Raw genomic sequence first — 20,478 nt, 5'->3', positions numbered from 1 at the left:
CAGTTTTCTAATTGTGTCTTCTACCAATCAGGAAATACGTTCTCATCTCACCCTTACCTTTTACCGGGATAACACCCCGCTCTTGAAAAAAATACTGAGAGCGTAATCGCTCATAGGTCTGTTCCGTAACTTGAATTGCTCCAACCACTCCATGAGACTCCATGCGTGCCGCTGTATTCACCGTGTCTCCCCAAAGATCATAGCTAAACTTCGCAACGCCAATCACCCCGGCAACAACTGGCCCAGTGTGGATGCCAATGCGAATTTGGAACGGTTCATCTGGCTTGATTTGAAAGCTAGCGATCGCGCTTTGCATATCTAGCGCCATTTGTGCGATCGCTTCGGCATGGTCTGACTTTGGCACTGGCAAACCTCCTGCCACCATGTAGGCATCTCCAATGGTTTTGATTTTCTCTAAACCGTACTGGTATGCCAGTCGATCAAACTCTGAAAAAATTTGATTGAGCAAGCCTACCAGTTTTAGGGGCGAAACGTGAGCGGCAAGCGGTGTAAAGTCTACTAAGTCAGCAAATAGAACTGTTGCCTCATCAAAGCGTTCGGCAAGAGCACCCTGATTCTGCTTGAGCTGCTCTGCGATCACCTCAGGCAAAATATTTAGCAATAAGCTTTCTGACTTTTTTTGTTCTACTCGGAGTGCCTCTTCTACCAAAGTACGCTCTTTAATCTCTTGCTGGAGCTGGGCATTTTGCGCTTTTAGCTGCCGTTGCAAGTTCCGAATAGTCAGTTGATTCTCAATTCGAGCTAGAACCTCTTCAAACTCAAACGGTTTAGTAATGTAGTCCACCCCACCAACCCTAAAGGCTTTGACTTTATCGAGTACCTCATCAAGCGCACTAATAAAAATCACCGGAATCTCGCGAGTTTGCTCATCAGCTTTCAGGTGAGTACAAACCTCGTAACCATCCATATCTGGCATTCTGATGTCAAGCATAATCAGATCGGGTGGGGCGGCTTGTGCGCCCATCAGCGCCATTGCACCATTAATCACGCTCCGTACTTTGTACCCGCGATCGTTTAGCGTAGACGACAGCAGGCGCAGGTTGTCCGGCGTGTCGTCCACAATCAGGATATTGCCTTTGGCGTTAGAGGATGTCACTGTTGAGGTTGAGTTATTGCAACAAGGCAATCGAATCGATAGTGATTAACCAACTCAGCCAATGCCAGAGCCAGAGAATCATGTTCGGGTGGAATCTGACCAATTAATTCTAATACTAGGTCTGCATCCACTTGAGTCGCCGCCTGATGAAGCTGCTCTCGCCATGTCGTAGACATCACCTTCAGCCGTTCTGAGTTGAGCGGATCAGCCGCTTCGGGTTTGGGAGACGCAGGAGAAAGTGATTCGTAAACGTAGCGCACTCCGAGATAGTGAGCCATTTTTTCAAAGATTTCTGCTTCGTGGAAGGGTTTACGCACAAAGTCATCGCAGCCTGCCGATAGCGCCACTACTCGTTCTTCCTCAAAGGCACTTGCCGTTAAGGCAATAACCACCGTTGCTTGTCCTTTTAAGTGTGATTTAATTTGTTTGGTCGCTTCATAACCGTTCAACACAGGCATTCGTAGATCCATCCAGATTAAGTGGGGTTCAAAGCTTTCCCATAGGGCAATTCCTTCTTGTCCATTGATGGCTTCTTGCACCTCAAACCCAATAGGCTCTAGCATTTTTCGTAATAGCTGCCGATTTTCCCACTTGTCTTCGACAATCAGCAGGCGATAGCGTGGTTGCCCGGGTTCTAGCCCAATTACACGTTGATGATGCTTAGGTGTTGAAGTTTCAGAAGCAGAAGCGATCGCTACTGGCACATCAAACCGAAACGTAGTTCCCCGGCCAACCTGGGTTTCTAGCGTCAGGTTGCCACCCATCAGCCGCACAAATTCTCGGCTAATCGCTAGTCCTAGCCCTGTTCCTTGCTGAGATTTGCGCCCCGTTTCGGTTTGAGAAAAGGCATTGAACAAGATTTCGAGTTCGTCTGGGGCAATTCCTGCTCCGGTATCTTCGACTTCAAAGTAAATGGTTATTTGTTCTTGCTCATTGGTTCTTTGTATTGTCATTTGCCCTCCACGGCCAACTAATGACACGCGCAGTGTTACCCTGCCAACTTGAGTAAACTTAATCGCATTTGAGAGCAAGTTCATCAAGATTTGGCGTAACTTACTCTCATCCGTTTGCACATATTGTGGGATATCGGCTTGCTGTTCAACGGTTAACTGAAGTCCCTTGGAAGCCGCTTTCTGCTGCCACATATCCTCTAAAGTGTTGAGCAAATAATAGAGATCGAAGCTAGTTTCATTCAAACGAGCTTGTCCAGCTTCAATCTTGGACATTTCCAACACGTCATTAATCAACTCCAGCAAATGCTCGCCGCTGCGGGCTATGGTACCCAAATAGTCGTGTTGCTGAGAGGTGAGAACGCGATCGCGCTGCAAGAGTTGAGTGAATCCTAAAATAATGTTAAGTGGGGTACGTAGTTCGTGGCTAATGTTTGCCAAAAACTCGCTCTTGGTGCGATTTGCCGCTTCTGCTGCAAGTTTGGCTTGCTGTAGGGCAACTTCGGCTTTCTGTCTCGCTCGTCCAATCGCGATCAGCTCTCCAAACAGTTTCAGATTATTAATATCGGTTTGACTCCAGCTTTTCTGGAAACTAACAACATCAATTCCAATAAACCCTGTCACCCTTTCTTGATAGATTGTGGGCACGACTAGGACAGATTGAATCGACTGATTGATAAATAGCTGCCGCTCTGGGCCATTAGGAATTATATTAATATCGTCCGTATATAATGCTTGTCCAGCCAAAAACTGTTGATGCAAAAATGGATATTCATCAACGCTCGATTCTCTGGCTTCAAGTGTCAGAGGTTGAATATTTTCAGCACACCATTCATAAGCTAACTGACATCTGGTGTGATTGTTATCGTATTCAAAGATAGCTCCTCGTTCTGCACCGATGTAGCGAGCCATCAACTCTAAAACAACTGGAACTGCTGTTTCTCCGTCTCGATCAATAAACTGACGCGAGATTTGGCTGAGTAAGTTATCAAGTTCGGCTCGACGTTGCAGTGCAACTTCTGCTGCTTTGCGATCGCTAATATCTCGTGCTACTCCCACGCAATATAGCACTTTGCCTTCCGCATCCTGTATCGTACCTAAATTGGAGACATACCAGCGCCAACTTCCTTCTTTATGCTGGACGCGATATTCTAATTCAGAAATGGGTTGGTTTGCCTCAACCAGTTTAGTAAATAGCTCCAAGCATCGCTGTCGATCTTCTGGGTGAATTAAGGGGGCAAAGTGCGTTCCGATAATCTCGTTGGGTTGGTGTCCTAAAAAGTTGCTCCAGTTAGGAGAAACATAAGAGAAAATACCTTCTGAGGTAATGATTTTGATAATATCGTTGACGTTCTCAACAGTATTGCGGAACTTGAGTTCACTTTGGCGCAATGCTTCTTCAGCTTGTTTGCGATCGCTGATATCTGCAATCACGCCTTCCATATATCCCGCATCCACATCAAGGCGGGACGAATAAAGCGCCCAAAACAATGTCCCATCGCGTTTGCGAAGCTGAACTTCAAAGTTTTGGAGTTCTCCATAAGTTTGTAGCTGTTCGACGGCTTGTTGGCGTTGATGTAGATCGACGTAGAAGTCTACGGTGCGTTTTATACCGATCACCTCAGTCGGTGAATCAAATCCAAATATGTTGATAAAGCATTGATTGGCATCGAGAATCAAACCATCTTCGATGCGCGTTCGGAAAATTCCCATTTGGGAATTTTCAAAAATGTTACGAAACTTCGCTTCGCTTTCTTGCAGGGCTTCCTCTGCTTGTTTGCGCTTTGTAATGTCAGTACCAACGGATAAAATTTCAACTAACTGACCGCGATCATCTAAAATTGGTTTGTTAGACCAAGTAACCCAAACTCGCTTGCCATCCCGGCAAATATTTTCGTTCTCAACAAGTAGGTAAGACTCAGGATCTTGAAAGACATTGCTAACAAATTGTTTGAGGTCGCGCCCAGAGGTTTCTGTCTGTGGAACGATAGTTTCTAAAAGGGTACGTCCCAAGACTTGGCTCTCTTCATAGCCAAAAAACTTTTGCCCGTAGTCATTCAAGTATCGAATCCGCCCTCGAGCATCGGAGCGCACGATAATCCAATTGGCAGTTTGCACCAGAGTACGATAATTCGTTTCGCTCTGTTGCAATGCTTCCTCTGCTTGTTTGCGCTTTGTGATGTCGTTGCCAACCGATAGAATTTCAACTAACTGTCCCCATTCATTTAGGATGGCTTTATTCGACCAAGTGACCCAAACTCGCGTGCCATCCCGGCAAAGGTTTTCATTCTCCATTCGGAGATAGGACTCAGGATCTTGAAAGAGATTGCTAAGGAATTGCTTGAGATCCCGCCCAGAGGTTTCTGTTTGTGGAACGATAGTTTCTAATAAGGTGCGTCCTAAGATCTCGCTTTCCTCATAGCCAAAAAACGTCTGCCCATAATCGTTCAAATATCGAATCCGCCCTTGAGTATCGAAGCGTATGATGATTGAGTTGGCAGTTTGCACCAGATTACGATACTTCGCTTCGCTTTGGCGCAATGCTTCTTCGGCTTGTTTGCGATCGCTTATATCACGAGCCACCCAAAGCACCGTATTCTCGGATAGGGCAGAGACACTGGCAGAGAACCAGGTTATTTTGCCCTGAATCGGCAAGCTATATTCCACATTAATACCGCGCTGGTTGAGGGGAAGGCTTTCCGGACATTCTAAGATGTAGCGAGAACTCTCTTGCAAGTACAACGCCCGCCGAATGGCATCCACAAATAAATCAGCGGTCTGTTGAGGAAACACTTGATGCACGGTTTTACCAATCCGGTTCAAGCGAGGTTTGTAAGCAAAGGTTGATTGAGTCTCGATGTGTTTCAAGAACTGTCCTTGGACATCAAACACTGTAACCGTATCCGTCATAGCATCAAACATTAAGCGCAGTTCTGCCTCAGATTCTTTCAGGGCTTCCTCTGCTTTTTGCCGATCGGCAATCTCTTGTTGCAATGCCTGAGTTCTCTCGTCTACTTTCGCCTCCAGCGTCTCGGAATAGTCCTCTAGGCGCTCATAGAGTCGAGCATTTTCTAATGCGATTGCAGCTTGAGCCGTGAGAAGTTTGAGTACTTCTAAGCGATCGCTAGTAAAAGCTGCTGTACTCAGGTTATTTTCTAAGTAAAGAATGCCAATTAACTTAGATTGATGAATGATTGGGATACACAGCAGCGATCGACACTGGTGTTGTTGAATGTAGGGATCGGTGGCAAAGGTTGGATGAACCAATGCATCTTCTAGCACCAAAGTTTCGGATGTGCGTTCGACATAGTGAATGACGGCTGCAGGAATACTCAAGCACTCAGTTAGAGCAATCGGTTGCAGGTTGCAGCTTTCATTGCCAACACATTGAGCGGCCACTACTAGCGTCTCTTCTTGCAAAATCAAAGCCCCCTTCTCAGCTCCGGCATTCTCAATCAAAACTTGCATCAGTGAAGCAATTAAGCGATCAAGGCGAATTTCTTCGGAGAGTGCTTGAGCGGCTTTCATTACAGCAGACAGATCGAGAGTTGTCAACGCTCCACTGGAGGTAATCGTGGGTTGGTGATGCTCGGTGGAACTGCTGGCGCGATCGCGGTTGAGCAATTGTGGATAGCGATTTTCTAAGTCTTTAATCTTGGCTAAAGCCCCCCAACGTTGGTAGCAATAGTGTGCCTCTTTCATATACATAGAGGCGAACTTCTCCCGTCCCCGCGCTAGATAAAACTTGGCGGCTAACTCATAAGCTAATGCTTCTTCTTGGATATATTCGTTTTCACAAGCTCCAATAATTGCTCGTTCATAAAACTCTTCGGCTTCAATAATATTCCCTAATACTCTAGCTTTCTCTGCTTCTACCAAATCGTATTTATGCTGAAAATTCATTGGAGCATGATATGCCCATTTCTGCATTTTTTCTTGATTGCCGCTCACCTTGACGAGCAAATCTTCTCGCTCCGAACTAGAGACAGAAGGATATACTGCCAGACGCGCCAGAGAATCATATAAATAGAATATAGGGATATCTAGCGCTCCTGTCACACCCTCCAAATACTGTTCGGCAGAGCTGGCATTTTCTACGGCTTCAGTAAACTCCTCAAACAGATAACAGAGGATAAGCTTATGGCTATAAAGGTAATGAATTGTAGTTCTGTCATTGGTAGCTAAATGAAGGGGCAGTCTTTTCTCTTCGTTGTATACCGCACCTTGTAGGTGGCAGGGATTTTCAACCCTTCCAAGTAAGTTAAGAACTGCTTGGTGATGCATTTGATTCTGAGTTAAAGCATTTTCCTGCCCCAATTGAGCTATGGCATGACTCCAGAAACCAAACTCGCGTTCCAACTCCTTTAGTTCTAGACTACTGAAATATGAATTTTGACCTTTACTCGTTGCGGCATAGCTGGCATATTCAAAATCTCCATTTTCTATGCCGCTAAAGTAAGATTCTTCATAAAGTGATAAACAATCCCTAACATGATGTTTCATATGTAATATGAATTTTGCAATCATACAGTTCGTTTTACACTTTTGCTCTGTATAATTAAACCGATCAATCAGATTTAAAGCCAATTGACCAAATTGATAAGCAGATTCAATATCATTAGCTACCCCATTTAAAATGAGTCCGTAAGCAGCATAAGTAAAAGCAGAAAAGAGAGAGTTACCATGCTCAATCAATAACTTTATCTGTTCGCAGACAATCAGTGGTACCAGTACCGACCCAATTTGATAGGTAGCAGCGCCTATGCTACATAAGATCCGCATAGCTGCCAGTTTGTATTTGTCTGTCATCACAGGCAAGCTAATCAAGTCCTCTATACTCTTCCCCGTCAAAGCAGCTCTTGTTTCTTCCAACTTCTGCTGAATATCCAGATGAGTAGGCAACTTCGGGAAACTCACCCCTAACTGTTCGAGAACTTGTAGCCCTATCTTGATAGCTTCGAGTCTGTTACTCTGCGCGATGCAGGTTAGAATTTTGACCTCATAAACTTTCACTTTGTCCAGAACAGTCTTGGCTTGTTGCAAGACAACCGTTGCCCATTTCTTCATTTCATCGAAGTCACTGCACAAGTATGCAGCTTCTGCCGCTTCCTCATGCAGAACTAGGCTGAGATCGTATTGATGTTGCCAACTATCAACCGTTAGCAATTTTATCCCCGTAGTCAGATATCTCAATGCGGCATCATAAGCTGTTGCCGCTTTCGCTTTCTGTCCTGCCAGCAAATTCAACTGCGAGATCGCCTCTCGTTCGGCTTGCTCAAAAACAAGTTCAACGCCCAGGTTAAGATGATCTATTATCTCAAAAACCTTGTCTGCTAACGTCTCGTGTGTAGTCGAATGCCAGAGATTGCGACCAATTTGTAAGTGAACCGCTTGCTTTTGATTTGCGTCAATTAAAGCATACGCCGCTTGCTGAACGCGATCGTGCAAGAATTTGTAATCTTCAATCAACAGTTGCTCATCTAACTCAGAAGTTGGCAAGATGACCCCTAGCTTAACCGCCTTGATGAGATCAGCAAACAGTTCATCGGCTGATTTTTCACAAACGATCGCCAGGATATTTAAACTGAAATTAGTACCAACACAAGCGGCTAAACGTAGTACCTGCTGTGTGATGGGGGGCAATTGTTTCAGTTTGCCAATCATTAACTCCACAACATTATCGGTGATATTTTGTACTTCAATTTGAGACAAATTCCATTGCCATTCCCCTATCCCCTGAAGTCCCCCCTTACTAAGGAGGGTGGGAGATTGAGGGGGAATAAACTCAATTAAATTTTCTGTATGCAAAGTTTGCAGAAATTGCTCGACAAAGAAGGGATTGCCCAGCGTTTTTCGCTGCACCAATTCTGCCAACGGTGCAACTGAGGCAGTATCTGTGTGCAATGTCTCAGCTATCAGTTGGCGAGTATCCTCTAGAGCTAAAGGTGTGAGGGTGATTTGATTGACCGTAACGCCTTTGTTGCGTAACTCAGCCAGCAGCAACATCAACGGGTGATTTGCATCGACTTCGTTATCTCTATACGCCCCAATTAACAACAGAGATTGTGTCTCGCTATCGCTCATCATCAACTCGATTAACTTCAGCGTTGCATTATCTACCCATTGCAGATCGTCAAGGAAAATTACCAAAGGATGCTGTGGAGAGCAGAACACCCGAATGAACTTCTGAAATACCAATTTAAAGCGATTTTGCGCTTCCGTTGCCCCGATTTCTGGCACGGGGGGTTGAGTGCCGATAATCAGTTCCACTTCCGGAATGACATCTATAATGATTTGAGCGATCGCACCTGTAGCTACCAGGATTTTTTCTCTCCATCGTTGCAGAGACTCTTCTGGTTCCGCCAACAGTTGCCGCACTAAAGATTGAAAGGCACTAACTACAGCCGAATAGGGAATATTGCGCCCAAACTGGTCAAATTTCCCGGCAATGAAATACCCTCGCTTTTGGGTAACAGGTTTATAAATTTCTTGCACCAGGGCTGACTTGCCAATTCCAGAATAGCCAGCAACGAGCATCATTTCGATTTTGGGCTTAGAAGTAGTAATTATATTCTCCTTCTCTTCTCCTGCTACTCTCTCAAATGCGGTTAGTAAGATATTAACTTCAGCCTCTCGTCCGTACAGCTTTTGCGGAATTTGAAACTTATCAGAAATATCTTGAGTTCCTAATTGAAACTCTTCAATTCGACCTGTTGTATCTAACTGCAATAGACACTCTTCTAAATCCGCTTTGATTCCAACCGCACTCTGATATCTCTCTTCGGCATTTTTTGCCATCAACTTCACAATAATATCAGAAACAATCAGAGGAATTGCTGCATTCACCTCACATGGTGGAACTGGCTGTTTGGCAAGATGACAATGCACCAATTCCAGCACATCCTCCGTCACAAATGGTAGTTGCCCCACCAGCAGTTCATAAAAAGTGACTCCCAGCGAGTAGAAATCTGTCCGGTAATCGAGCATCCGATTCATTCTCCCGGTTTGCTCTGGGGAGATATAGGCTAAAGTGCCTTCCAGGGCCGTGGGATTGCTGAAACTCGGATTGGTGCGGGCAAATCGGGTGGCAATGCCAAAATCAATGATTTTGACTATCCCGGTAGCCGGATTTAAGATGATGTTATTGGGGTTGATGTCTTTATGGATGAGCTGGGCGGCGTGAATTGAGCCTAAAATTTCTGTCACTTGAATGGCTAGACGCAGAAATTCGGCTAACGGCATCGGGCAATATAATTCTGGCAAGTCGTGGCGCAGTTTCTCCAAAGACTCGCCGCCAAAATCCTCCACAACCATGACCAGCGTTCTTTGATAGACTTGCTGACTATAAACCTTAATTACGCCTTGGAGATTCAGAGAGCGGGTAATTTCATATTCTTGCTTGTAGCGGGTCAGTTCTGAAGGAGTGGGATAGTCTTGTTTGAGGAGTTTGAGGATAACCGGGGTGTGGTCCGGCTGGCTTGTCCCTCGGTAAACTAGCGAATTGGCGCTTGAGTAAATTTGGGCGTGAACCTCAATGTTAGGCAGAACAAGCATACTGACACCCGATAGTTAATTTTCAAAGACAAGAGTGCACAATCAACCGGACTTAACGCCTATTGTTCAAGCCTACATTCCGCCCCCTCAATTGTCACAGGGGAAGTTACAAAGAGTAGAAGTGAATCGCTGCTCAAAATTTTAATTATAAATACTAAATTTTACGCCTTTAACGGTTCACGCGAGTGATCGATTTGGCTCCTCCCTCGGAGAGCCCTCGCCGTCTGGAAACGGGATCGTGTGTTCTTTCTTGTGGCCACGGCCGGTTAGTCGTAAGGAAAGTTAAAGGATCGAAGTCTAGAGAGTCAGCGAAGCATCAACTAGCTTGTTTTCATAAGCGTGTAACAGACTTGCGTCAAGATTACTTGCACAAATTAGACAATATATGGGGCTGGACTTTATATGATTAGGTGCGCTCGCACCTAATCCCTTCAACTTATCGCCCCTAAAAGAGGTATAACCCGATGATTTATTTGCCAATTACAATCGCCCAGATAAAAGAGCGATCGCCCTTGCAAAAAAAAGAGCGATCGCCTTTCCATGCAATCTATGTTATGTTCGAGAGTAAATATAAAAGAGTTCGCGCTTTGATTATTTGGCTCTCGGGAACTTACGGTGATATCTTTATCTAATTAGAAAAGCAAGCTAATACACGAGATCGAAAGTTGTCAAAATTAGAAAAGCCATATCCTTGTCGCATAATCAACTTAATTCGATTATTTATCCCTGACATCACTCCACTTGTGGTGCGATTAAGAAAGTAGTTACAAATTCCTTCAAAATGATTGACAATTGTCGAAGCTGATTCTTTGAAAAAGAGCGACGCATAATTCAGCCAAGTCTTAAACTTTTCCTGCGCCATTTTGACGGTCATATGGGTTTCGTATATTTCTCGAAACTCTTCTTTCATCTCATAAGCAATTCTTAAACATTCTGATTTTTTAAAGGTGAGTTCCCACCTGTGAATTTGCTCTAAATTAAGGTTGCTTCGATTACTCAACAATAAATATTTACGGCCTCTATCTGTAATTCCTATTGCTCTACGCAACTTATTCAAGTCTTGATTAACTGCTTTCATCACGTGAAAACGGTCAATAACAACTTGGGCATATGGAAATACTTGTTCTATCATTTTTGGAAATCCTCCCCACATATCAACACTCACTTCCTCAACTTTTTCTCGAACCTCAAACGGCTGTTGTATAAGGATTTTCACTATATCTTGTTGACGGTGAGAGTCAATCATTTCAATCAAATTACCACCTTCAATGTCACTAACAACAGTTACGAAACTTCCTTTTCCTTTTCTCATACTTATCTCATCTATACTCACTCGCGAGTGCTGACTCCCAACAGCTTTTTTTTTACAGGAATGGACATGAGCAAAAATACCTTTAATTTCGTCATAACTCAATCCTTCTTCTCGCCCAATTTGTTCCATGCTCGACTGTTGAACACGTGCATAAATATTTTGTTCGTATCGTTGAGTAGGCCGTCTTTTTGGGTTCAAAAATTCTAATTTTTCTGTAATGTAACGTTGACAACTAGGGCAGTAAAACTGCCGACGAGGCACTTGTAAATACACACTCGCGACCGAAAACTGACAAATCCCTGGCTAATATAGGTCAATTTTGATGCAGTTTTTCTGTATAATTATTACAGTGAGGACAAACTATTCCTGACGCTACAACACGAGCGGCGAAAGTAAATTTGTCCTTCAATTTGAGTGCAAGTTTCAACCTTGACTCCAGGCAAGTCTAATAAATAGTCTAAATGAAAGGTCATCACTCTAACTGTATTGGTTGATCTATTTTACACCATAAACTCAGGAGAGCCAACCTGACCGTGGCTTCTTTATCGGCTACTTGCAGTTTGCTCATTAAACTATGCTCCTTTGATTGAATAGGTACGGGTTCTGGTGCAAATGCTTCCGGCTGTGGTGGTTTTGCGGTGGGCAATAAAGCGAACGGTGGTGGTGGTGTTGCGGGCAATAAAGCGAACGGTGTTAGTGATGCTGTGGGCGTTGGTGCTGGTGATACAACGAATGGTGTTGGTGGTGATGCAGCTTCCTTTGTACCGAAAACAAATTCTTCGATCGCGCTGCCTAGCGGTTTGCGTTTCTTGGTGCTCATGTCAACGCTCCCATGATTTCCTTAAACAGTCGGCTGTACTCTTTGCCAGAATATGAGGCAGGTTGGTCGCCTAAATCCCACACCGTAGCTGCTTAACCCGAAGAATCAGCGATCGCTGGTTTTTGGTGAATGACCGATTTGAACACGGCTTGATGGTGGGTGTAAGTTTTCCCAACAGCTCTATTGCTTCGGTTTTTAGCTTTGTCCCCTTTACCGCACGGCAAGCGAAACATCACCGCTTGGGGCGATCCAAGTCTCACCGATTGAGCTTGTTTGATGAGTCTCACCGCATCGGCGGCTGATTGTACGTCGATACCACTCGGCTGCATCGGCATCACGGCTAAAAAGAGCTTTGGCGGGGCGATCGGCTGCTCAACCGATCTCGCTAAAAAATCTTCAATGGGTTCTATAGTTTGAGGTATCTCCCATCGTACTCATCGAGAGAAGCTCTATGGTTGCTCTACCGGGTATTGCTATTCTCAGCAAAATTTACGAAAGTTCTAATTCTCTAGTGTATCGGGGCATCAGCGTCCAAGACGATCGAGCGCTCGTCATAAAAATGCTCAAACAAGATTATCCATCTCCTCAAGAATTAATCCGCTACAAACAGGAATATAAAATTACCCGTTCTCTCAACCTGCAAGGAGTCGTCAAGGCATACAGTCAGCAGGACTATCAACGCACACTCATCATTTTCTTAGAAGACTTTGGCGGAGAGTCCCTAGAGCAATGGAGGCACAAGCGTCCAGAGAACTTCTGCCCGATGCCCTTATCCACGTTTCTGGGGCTAGCGATCGACATCACAGATATTCTCGGCAAAATCCATGCCGCCAATGTCATCCATAAGGATATCAACCCTGGAAACATTGTTTTGAATCCAGATACTGGTGTTGTTAAAATTATTGACTTCGGAATTGCTACCCAATTTAACCGCACGAATCCAACCTTCAAAAGCCCTCATGTTCTAGAAGGAACCCTCGCCTACCTCTCTCCTGAGCAAACCGGGCGTATGAACCGTTTCCTCGATTACCGCACCGATTTTTACTCGCTTGGTGTGACGTTCTACGAGCTTTCAACTGGACATCTGCCGTTTCCCACAACAGACACCCTTGAGCTAGTTCATTGTCATATTGCCAAACAGCCTATTCCACCTCACGAACTGAAGGTAACGATTCCCAAACCCGTTTCAGATATTATTTTGAAACTGATGGCGAAAAATGCTGAAGAGCGTTATCAAAGTGCTTGGGGAATCAAAGCCGATTTAGAAACCTGTCTTCGTCAGTTCGCAGAAACAGGTCAAATTGACACCATTCAACTGGCGCTTCAAGACGTTTCGGATCAGGTTCAAATTCCCCAAAAACTATATGGACGAGAACAGGAAGTTGCACTGTTATTAGCAGCTTTCGTTCGCGTAGGATGTCCAGAGTACAATTGCGTCGCTGCTTTACCCAACAATACAGAAACAAAATTCAAAGTCGAAATGATGTTGGTATCTGGCTATGCTGGAATTGGCAAATCAGCGTTAGTCCAGGAAATCCATAAACCAATCACCCAAAAGCGCGGCTATTTCATCTCTGGTAAATTTGATCAATTTGAGCGCAATATTCCCTACAGCGCGATCGCCCATGCCCTACAAAAATTGATGCAACAACTGCTGGGTGAACCCGACGAACAGTTGCAACAGTGGCGATCGCAGCTGCTCACCACCTTGGGAAACAACGGACAAATCATCATTGATGTCATCCCTGAAGTTGAGTTAATTATTGGCACGCAGCCCCCTGTACCGGAAGTTGGAGCAACGGAAGCTCAAAATCGTTTTAATCGAGTCTTTCAGCAGTTTGTGCGAGTATTTTGCTCAAAGGAACATCCACTGGCTATATTTTTAGATGATTTGCAATGGGCAGATATCGCGACGCTCAGACTGCTTGAGTTAATGATGCTCGATGAGCAAACCCAATTCTTATTCTTAATTGGAGCCTATCGAGATAATGAAGTAAATCCAACACACCCATTAGTATTAACCTTTGAGAGACTGCGAAAACAAGGGGCAGTGCTTCAGGAGATTGTCCTGGCACCGTTAACGCTGGAGCCGTTAAACCAGTTGATTGCCGAGACGCTACATCAGGATGCTGACTCCGGTCGTGCCTTAGCGCAGTTGGTGCTGTGTAAAACTGAGGGTAATCCTTTCTTTGCCAACGAATTTTTGAGAATACTGTATAGCGAAAATTTGTTGACCTTTGATGCACACAAGTTAAGCTGGCAGTATAACATTGCTCAGATTCAAGCCCAAAATATCACCGATAATGTGGTAGATTTGATGCTGAGCAAGTTGAAGAAACTGCCAGAGGCAACACAGCAAATTCTCCGTTTAGCTGCTTGTGTCGGGGCTGAATTTGACTTAGATACATTATCAATTGTTTGTGAGAAATCCCCTAAAACGCTTTTTTTGGATTTATTGGTAGCCATACAAGGCGGATTAATTCAACCCCTCTCTGAATTAGATGAGGACTTGTTAGTTCAAAACTATAAATTTTTGCACGATCGCGTACAGCAAGCGGCATACGCCCTAATTGATGAGTCGCAGAAACAAGTAGTTCATCTCCAGATTGGTCGCAATTTACTTGAAAAAACCTTGCCAGAGCGACTATCAAACCGGTTGTTTGAAATTGTGGATCATCTCAATCATGGAATTGAGCTTATCTCCGATCAAAATGAATGCAATGAAATTGCCAGATTGAATTTAATGGCAGGTCAGAAAGCAAAAGGGGCGATCGCTTACATGATTGCTAAAAAATATTTAGCGACAGGAAGAGAATGGCTGGCAGCGTCTAGCTGGCAAACAGACTATGACTTGACCTTAGACTTATTTTCAGAAACAACAGAAGTAACGTACTTATGTGGCGAGTTTGAAGATGTAGAACAGTGGGCAGGAGCCGTTCTACAAGAGGCTAAAACGGTTCTCGATATCGTGAAAGCTTACAAAGCCAAAATCCAAACCAGCATGGCACAAAGTGAGCACTTGAAAGCAATTAATACTGCGTTGCAAGTTTTGCGGCAACTGGGAATTAGTTTTCCCGAAGAACCCAGTCAGGCAGATATTTGGCTTGAACTAGACACAATTACATCCTACTTTCGTGAGAAACCAATTAAGGATTTGAGCCATTTGCCGGAGATGACCGAGCCAGAGAAATTGGCGGCGATGCAAATCCTATCTAGCGTCATGATTGCTGCTTATAGCACTGCTCCTGCTTTAATGGCTCTACTTGTATTTAAACAAGTCAACTTGTCCATCCAATATGGCAATGCCTCTGAGTCTCCTTTTGCGTATGCCAACTTAGGGTTAGTTCTTTGCGGAACCGTCGAAGACATTGAGTCTGGTTACCAATTTGGACAACTGGCTTTGAGTCTGTTAACACAACTTCCTACCCATGTATTCAGAGCTAGAATATTGATGGTCGTAAATACCTTCATCATCCATTGGAAAGAACATGGAAGAGTTTTATTGCAGCCATTATTAGAAAGCTATCAAAGTGCAGTAGAAACTGGAGATTTAGAGTTTGCCGCGTATTGCGCTCATAATTACTGTATGCAATCCTTCGTAATCGGAAAGGGACTCCTAGAAACTAATCGTGATATGACCGAATACAGTGAAATAATGCGTCAGTTCAAACAAGGAGTGCCACTTACTTTAAATCAAGTATTTCAGCAATCCGTTTTAAATTTGATGGGACGTTCAGTCAATCCATGCCGTCTAATTGGCGAATCCTACAACGAGGAGAGCGGATTGCCAGAACATGGAGCAGTTAACGATGGAAATGGTGTCTTTGTTGCCTATTTAAACAAACTTATCCTATGCTATCTATTTTCTGAGTACACTCGGGCCTTTGAAGCCTTAATCGTAGCGGAACGTTATTTGGTCTGCGCCACAGCCTCGCCTCTCGTCCCCCTGTACTACCTCTATACTTCTCTGGTAAAGCTTGCAACCTATTCCGAAAGCAGTGCTCAAACACAAATAGAAAGCCTAGATGAAATTACGGAAAACCTAAAAAAAATGGAACAGTGGGCACATTACGCCCCTATGAATTATTTGCATAAATGTCATTTGCTACAGGCAGAGAAAGCACGAGTTTTAGGTCAATTACTTGAGGCAGAAGAGTTCTATGAACAAGCCATTCAAGGGGCTAGAGACAATGAGTATATTCAAGAAGAAGCATTAGCCTATGAATTAGCTGCTAAATTTTACCTATATCGGGGTAGAGAAAAGTTTGCCCAAACCTATATGAAAGAAGCTCACTACTGCTATGAACGCTGGGGAGCAATGGCAAAGCTCAAAGATTTAGAAACTCGCTATCCACAACTATTCCCTCAGCCGTCGGGCATGGCTGACCTATCAAACCACACAACTTCTAAAACCACCTCTAATAGTTCAGGCATCGCTTTCGATTTAGCTGCGGTGATAAAAGCATCACAAGCGATCGCTAGTGAAATTGAACTAGAGCAGTTGCTCAATTCCTTGATGAAGATTTTAATCGAAAATGCTGGTGCACAAACCGGATTCCTGATTTTGGAAAACGCCAAACAATGGGTCATTGAAGCTTGTGGTGAACTAAATGACGGTGATGGTGAAAATGTCTATGCTACACAAGTGCTGCAATCGCTCTCAACTGCCAATCGCCTTCCCGAATCAATTATTAATTATGTAATTCGTACTCAAGAATGTATCATCTTAAATGATGCAGTTCATCAAGGCAATTTTATCAATGACCCATACATTCAGCACAATAAAACTCAATCAATCTTATGTTTACCGCTTCTAAATCAAAGTAAGCTGGTTGGCGTGTTGTATCTTGAAAATCAATTAGCGACTGGGGCATTTACACCAGAGCGATCGCAAGTTTTAAGCCTGTTATCCACCCAAGCAGCGATCGCGATTGAAAATGCTAGGCTCTACTCAGAGCTACGCGCTAGCGAAAGTAGAATGAAACAGTTTCTAGAAGCGGTTCCGGTAGGCATTGGAGTATTGGATGGGGCTGGTCGCGTTTACTACGTCAATCAACGGGGAATTCAGCTAACGGGTAAAGGGATTGATCCTTCTGTGGCACCAGAACAAATCCCAGAGGTTTATCAATTTTATTTGGCGGGAACAGATCAAAACTATCCAACTGAGAAACTACCAGTTATTCGAGCATTGAGCGGCGAATGCACAACGGTTGACGATTTGGAGATTCACCAAAACGACAAAATCATTCCAGTTGAGGCGTGGGGAACTCCAATATTTGACGAACAGGGCAAGGTAGCTTATGCGATCGTCGCCTTTCAAGATATCACAGAGCGGAAACAAGCAGAACGCCTCTTAGCCAATTACAACCGCACTCTAGAGGAGCAGGTAGCCCAACGAACTGCAGCTTTACAGCAAAGCGAAGCAGAACTACGCCATCGAGAACAGGAATTACGACTGATCACCGACGCTCTACCGGCTCTGGTCAGCTATGTGGATGCCAATCAACGCTATCAATTTATCAACCGCACCTATGAGGTTTGGTTTAACCGTAGTCAAGATGAGATTCTGGGCAAGTACGTTCATGAACTCCTGGGTCAGACCGTGTATCAAATTGTTGAGCCGTATATCAATCAAGCGTTTGAAGGGCAAACTGTAACCTTGGAAGCAGAAATTCCCTTTTCACTGGGCAAAAAGTCCATAAGTGCTACCCTGATTCCCGATTTTGATTGCAATGCTCAAGTGATAGGATTCTACAGTCTAATCACAGACATTAGCGACCAAAAACGCGCTGAAGAAGCCTCAATTCTCGAAGAACGCAACCGCATGGCACGAGAAATTCACGATACGCTGGCGCAGTCATTCACGGGTATTATCATTCACGCTAGAACTGCTGCTAACAAGATAACAGTAGACCCAGAAAAAGCTCAGACTCATCTGGCTCAAGTCCAGAACTTAGCCAAAACTGGACTCTCAGAGGCACGTCGCTCTGTAGAGGCGCTACGCCGTCCCTACTTGTTAGAAAATAGTGATTTGCTCAGCGCTTTCAAACATCTGACAAGGCAGCTAGAATCATCTGGTATAACAATTATGTGTGAAGCCATCGGTATCCCCTATTCGCTACCCTCTGAGGTGGAGAATAATCTGCTCAGGATTGGACAGGAAGCATTAACAAATGCACTGAAGTACGCAACAGCAACTGAAATTCGCGTTGAACTGATATATCAGTCCGCGCAGTGCATATTACGAATCAAGGATGATGGACAGGGATTTACCATCGATCGTTCTTCTAGTTACAATGGCTTTGGTTTATTAGGGATGTCAGAACGTGCCGATCGCATTGGGGCACAACTCCAGATCCAGAGTACCCCTGGACAAGGAACAGAAATCGCGGTGTTCGTAAATCAGCAGGAAAAACCATCATGAGTCAATCTAATGCCATTCGTGTTCTGGTTGTAGACGATCACCCAGTTGTGCGTCAGGGCTTGGTCGCGATGCTGGAAGAAGCACCAGATATCCTTGTTGTTGGACAAGCTGGAAATGGTCAGGAGGCACTCACTGTCTTTCGTCAAGAACAGCCAGATGCAACTTTGATGGACTTGCGAATGCCCCAGATGGATGGAGTCGCTGCGATTACTGCCATCTGCACCGAGTTTCCTGCTGCTCGGATTATCGTATTGACGACATACGAGGGCGATGAAGACATTTATCAGGGGTTACGGGCAGGAGCCAAAGGATATTTACTCAAAGATGCTGAGCCAGAAGAATTGCTATCTGCGATTCGTGCAGTTCAAAAAGGACAGAAGCACATTCCACCCCGCGTCGGTGCCAAACTCCTGGAGCGGATGACGAGTCCAGAATTGAGCGATCGCGAGTTAGAGGTACTTCAACTCATTACAACGGGTAAGAGTACCCAAGTTATTAGCAAGGCTCTACATATTACTGAACGCACTGTCAACTTTCATATCAATCATATTTTAAGTAAGTTGGGTGTAGAGGATCGCACTCAAGCGGTGATCGTTGCATTAAGGCGGGGCATTGTTAGCTTGTAGCGTCATACCTGTCAAATTTGTCAGGTTATCATCTGCATAATTTATCAGCTTATCTTCTGAGGTTTTTCTCAGCGACAAAATCGACTTAACTCTCTAAATTGAGAGTATGCAACAGATAACACAGAGGTATTGATTTACCGAATTTTGAAAGATGTTTTATAGCAATCATCTGTCTCTACCTGCTGCACTCCTTTCCTAAGAGGTGTCAATGAGTCTCGGTGATTATTATAATCGGTTGCTTGTGCCAATTTCTGAACAAGATCATATTCAGGGATTGGTGAGCGCTTCAGTGGCACTCGTTAAATATGGTGACTATCAATGTCCCATTTGTGGCGAAGCTCACCAATTAATCAAGGCGATGCAGCAAGAGTTCAACGACTTGTGCTTTGTATTTCGCCACTTTCCACAGCCGCAAATACATCCTTATGCCCAACGCGCAGCCGAAGCGGCCACATCGGCCGCCGCCCAAGGTCAGTTTTGGCAGATGCATGATATTTTGTTCACTCATCAACAAGAGTTAGGAAACGATCATCTTGTGGAGTACGCCAATAATCTAGGACTTGATATTCCCCAATTTCTGCAAGATATATCCAGTCAAGTACATATCAATCGCATCAATCAAGATATCGAAAGTGGATTAAACAGTGGAGTAACGGCTGCCCCAGCACTGTTTATTAATGGGATTAGATATACCAGTCGTTGGAACATTGAGGAATTGATGGCAGCTATTATCACTGCGAGTAATTAATGTTCTTGGCTCTCATCTCTAAATAATATTTCGCTGAGGATAGTTTGATGACATCTATTTCCTTGCTCTATAAAGATGATTATAAGTGGAATTTAGTTGCCAGCCGAAGTAGACTTCTTGGGGTATTGTCATGTTAACTACGCACTAATTGTTGTTTTACAATCGTCACGTAGGTGCTTTTAAAAGCTTCTACTTTCTTTTTTATAACCTCGATAGCGCTAAAAAGATCGCGACTGTAGTAAACCAGAATACAGGCAAATTATGGTAGTAAAAAATTAACTTTTAGTCCGTGACTTCCGAAGCTATTCCAGAAATAAGAGGGTAAGCAGCTATGCAAAGAAAGACCTGTTTTGAAAGTAAAGGTTTAAAGTGTTCCGTCACGTTTTACACTCCAGATAAAATCGCATCCGGCGATCGCTGTCCGGCCATTGTTATGGCTCACGGAATTGGCTTAACTAAAGAGATGGGACTGCCGCAGTTCGCTGAGTTCTTCTCTCAAGCCGGTTTCGCCGTTTCGCTGTTCGATTATCGCTACCAGGGTGCCAGTGAGGGAGAACCTCGTGGGCAAATGCTTCCTACCGAGCAGCATGAGGACTTTCGCAATGCGATCACCTGGACTCAACTACAAAGCGAAGTTGATCCCGATCGCATCGGTCTGTGGGGCTTCTCCTATAGCGGCGGTCACGCGCTGCATCTGGCCGCATTTGATCGGCGTGTGAAAGCGATCGTGGCACAGATGCCTACGGTGAATGCGTTTATCATCTCCCGCCGCGTGGCCTCCCCACTTGAACTCGAAGAACTCACGAAGATAGTTTCACTTGACCGGATCAAACGGTATCAAACCGGAGAGGTGATACCATTTTTTTAAAGATGTGATAGACTTGTGTAAAAAGTAAAGGAGAGAATTACAATGTCTGGTCGTCCTCA

At 44.3% G+C, this 20,478-nt stretch carries 9 protein-coding genes; 4 read left to right on the top strand and 5 right to left on the bottom strand.

Translation table 11 applies throughout. The features are described from left to right. Positions 1 to 7 precede the first annotated feature (7 nt). The 5 genes from QUA53_RS24820 to QUA53_RS24800 all read right to left on the bottom strand — a co-directional run bounded on the left by QUA53_RS24820 (position 8) and on the right by QUA53_RS24800 (position 12,082). Positions 8 to 1,117, bottom strand: a complete 1,110-nt coding sequence (locus tag QUA53_RS24820; protein WP_333100325.1) for an adenylate/guanylate cyclase domain-containing protein — start codon at positions 1,115 to 1,117, stop codon at positions 8 to 10. Next, positions 1,114 to 9,621 carry a PAS domain S-box protein gene (locus tag QUA53_RS24815; RefSeq protein ID WP_333100324.1) on the bottom strand — a complete coding sequence of 2,836 codons (8,508 nt, stop codon included), beginning with the start codon at positions 9,619 to 9,621 and terminating at the stop codon, positions 1,114 to 1,116. Before QUA53_RS24815 ends, QUA53_RS24820 begins: the two co-directional genes overlap by 4 nt. A gap of 628 nt (positions 9,622 to 10,249) precedes the next feature. After that, positions 10,250 to 11,194 (bottom strand): ISL3 family transposase, encoded by a 945-nt coding sequence (locus tag QUA53_RS24810; RefSeq protein ID WP_333100333.1) that lies wholly within the window; start codon positions 11,192 to 11,194, stop codon positions 10,250 to 10,252. A gap of 211 nt (positions 11,195 to 11,405) precedes the next feature. After that, a complete protein-coding gene (locus tag QUA53_RS24805; RefSeq protein WP_333100322.1) occupies positions 11,406 to 11,753 on the bottom strand; it encodes a hypothetical protein in 348 nt (115 codons plus the stop codon). 92 nt (positions 11,754 to 11,845) lie between these two features. Next, entirely contained in the window at positions 11,846 to 12,082 is a 237-nt protein-coding gene (locus tag QUA53_RS24800; protein WP_333249144.1) for a hypothetical protein, read from the bottom strand. A 122-nt stretch (positions 12,083 to 12,204) separates the two neighbouring features. Between QUA53_RS24800 and QUA53_RS24795 the strand changes: the two genes are divergently transcribed. The 4 genes from QUA53_RS24795 (at position 12,205) to QUA53_RS24780 (ending at position 20,419) form a co-directional block, all read left to right on the top strand. Next, positions 12,205 to 18,177, top strand: coding sequence for an AAA family ATPase (locus QUA53_RS24795; RefSeq protein WP_333100320.1), 5,973 nt, complete (start codon positions 12,205 to 12,207; stop codon positions 18,175 to 18,177). Then, positions 18,174 to 18,803: a response regulator transcription factor gene (locus tag QUA53_RS24790; RefSeq protein WP_333100319.1), complete on the top strand. Its 630-nt coding sequence runs from the start codon at positions 18,174 to 18,176 to the stop codon at positions 18,801 to 18,803. The genes QUA53_RS24795 and QUA53_RS24790 overlap by 4 nt, the downstream gene beginning before the upstream one ends. Positions 18,804 to 19,011: 208 nt before the next feature. Then, entirely contained in the window at positions 19,012 to 19,551 is a 540-nt protein-coding gene (locus tag QUA53_RS24785; RefSeq protein WP_333100317.1) for a DsbA family protein, read from the top strand. 331 nt (positions 19,552 to 19,882) lie between these two features. Continuing rightward, the gene (locus QUA53_RS24780) at positions 19,883 to 20,419 is read left to right on the top strand and encodes an alpha/beta fold hydrolase (protein ID WP_333100315.1); all 537 of its coding nucleotides are present in this window, start codon (positions 19,883 to 19,885) and stop codon (positions 20,417 to 20,419) included. Positions 20,420 to 20,478: the final 59 nt, after the last annotated feature.

Origin of the sequence: Microcoleus sp. Pol12B3, from assembly GCF_036701355.1 — a bacterium.
GTDB lineage: Bacteria > Cyanobacteriota > Cyanobacteriia > Cyanobacteriales > Microcoleaceae > Microcoleus.
This window is presented reverse-complemented; position numbering and strand designations above follow the sequence as displayed.

Bases quoted from the DNA above. Each gene is read 5' to 3' on its own strand.
- QUA53_RS24790 (WP_333100319.1), top strand. From the start codon at position 18,174: ATGAGTCAATCTAATGCCATTCGTGTTCTGGTTGTAGACGATCACCCA.
- QUA53_RS24780 (WP_333100315.1), top strand. From the start codon at position 19,883: ATGCAAAGAAAGACCTGTTTTGAAAGTAAAGGTTTAAAGTGTTCCGTC.
- QUA53_RS24800 (WP_333249144.1), bottom strand. From the start codon at position 12,082: ATGCAGCCGAGTGGTATCGACGTACAATCAGCCGCCGATGCGGTGAGA.
- QUA53_RS24785 (WP_333100317.1), top strand. From the start codon at position 19,012: ATGAGTCTCGGTGATTATTATAATCGGTTGCTTGTGCCAATTTCTGAA.
- QUA53_RS24815 (WP_333100324.1), bottom strand. From the start codon at position 9,621: ATGCTTGTTCTGCCTAACATTGAGGTTCACGCCCAAATTTACTCAAGC.
- QUA53_RS24805 (WP_333100322.1), bottom strand. From the start codon at position 11,753: ATGAGCACCAAGAAACGCAAACCGCTAGGCAGCGCGATCGAAGAATTT.
- QUA53_RS24795 (WP_333100320.1), top strand. From the start codon at position 12,205: ATGGTTGCTCTACCGGGTATTGCTATTCTCAGCAAAATTTACGAAAGT.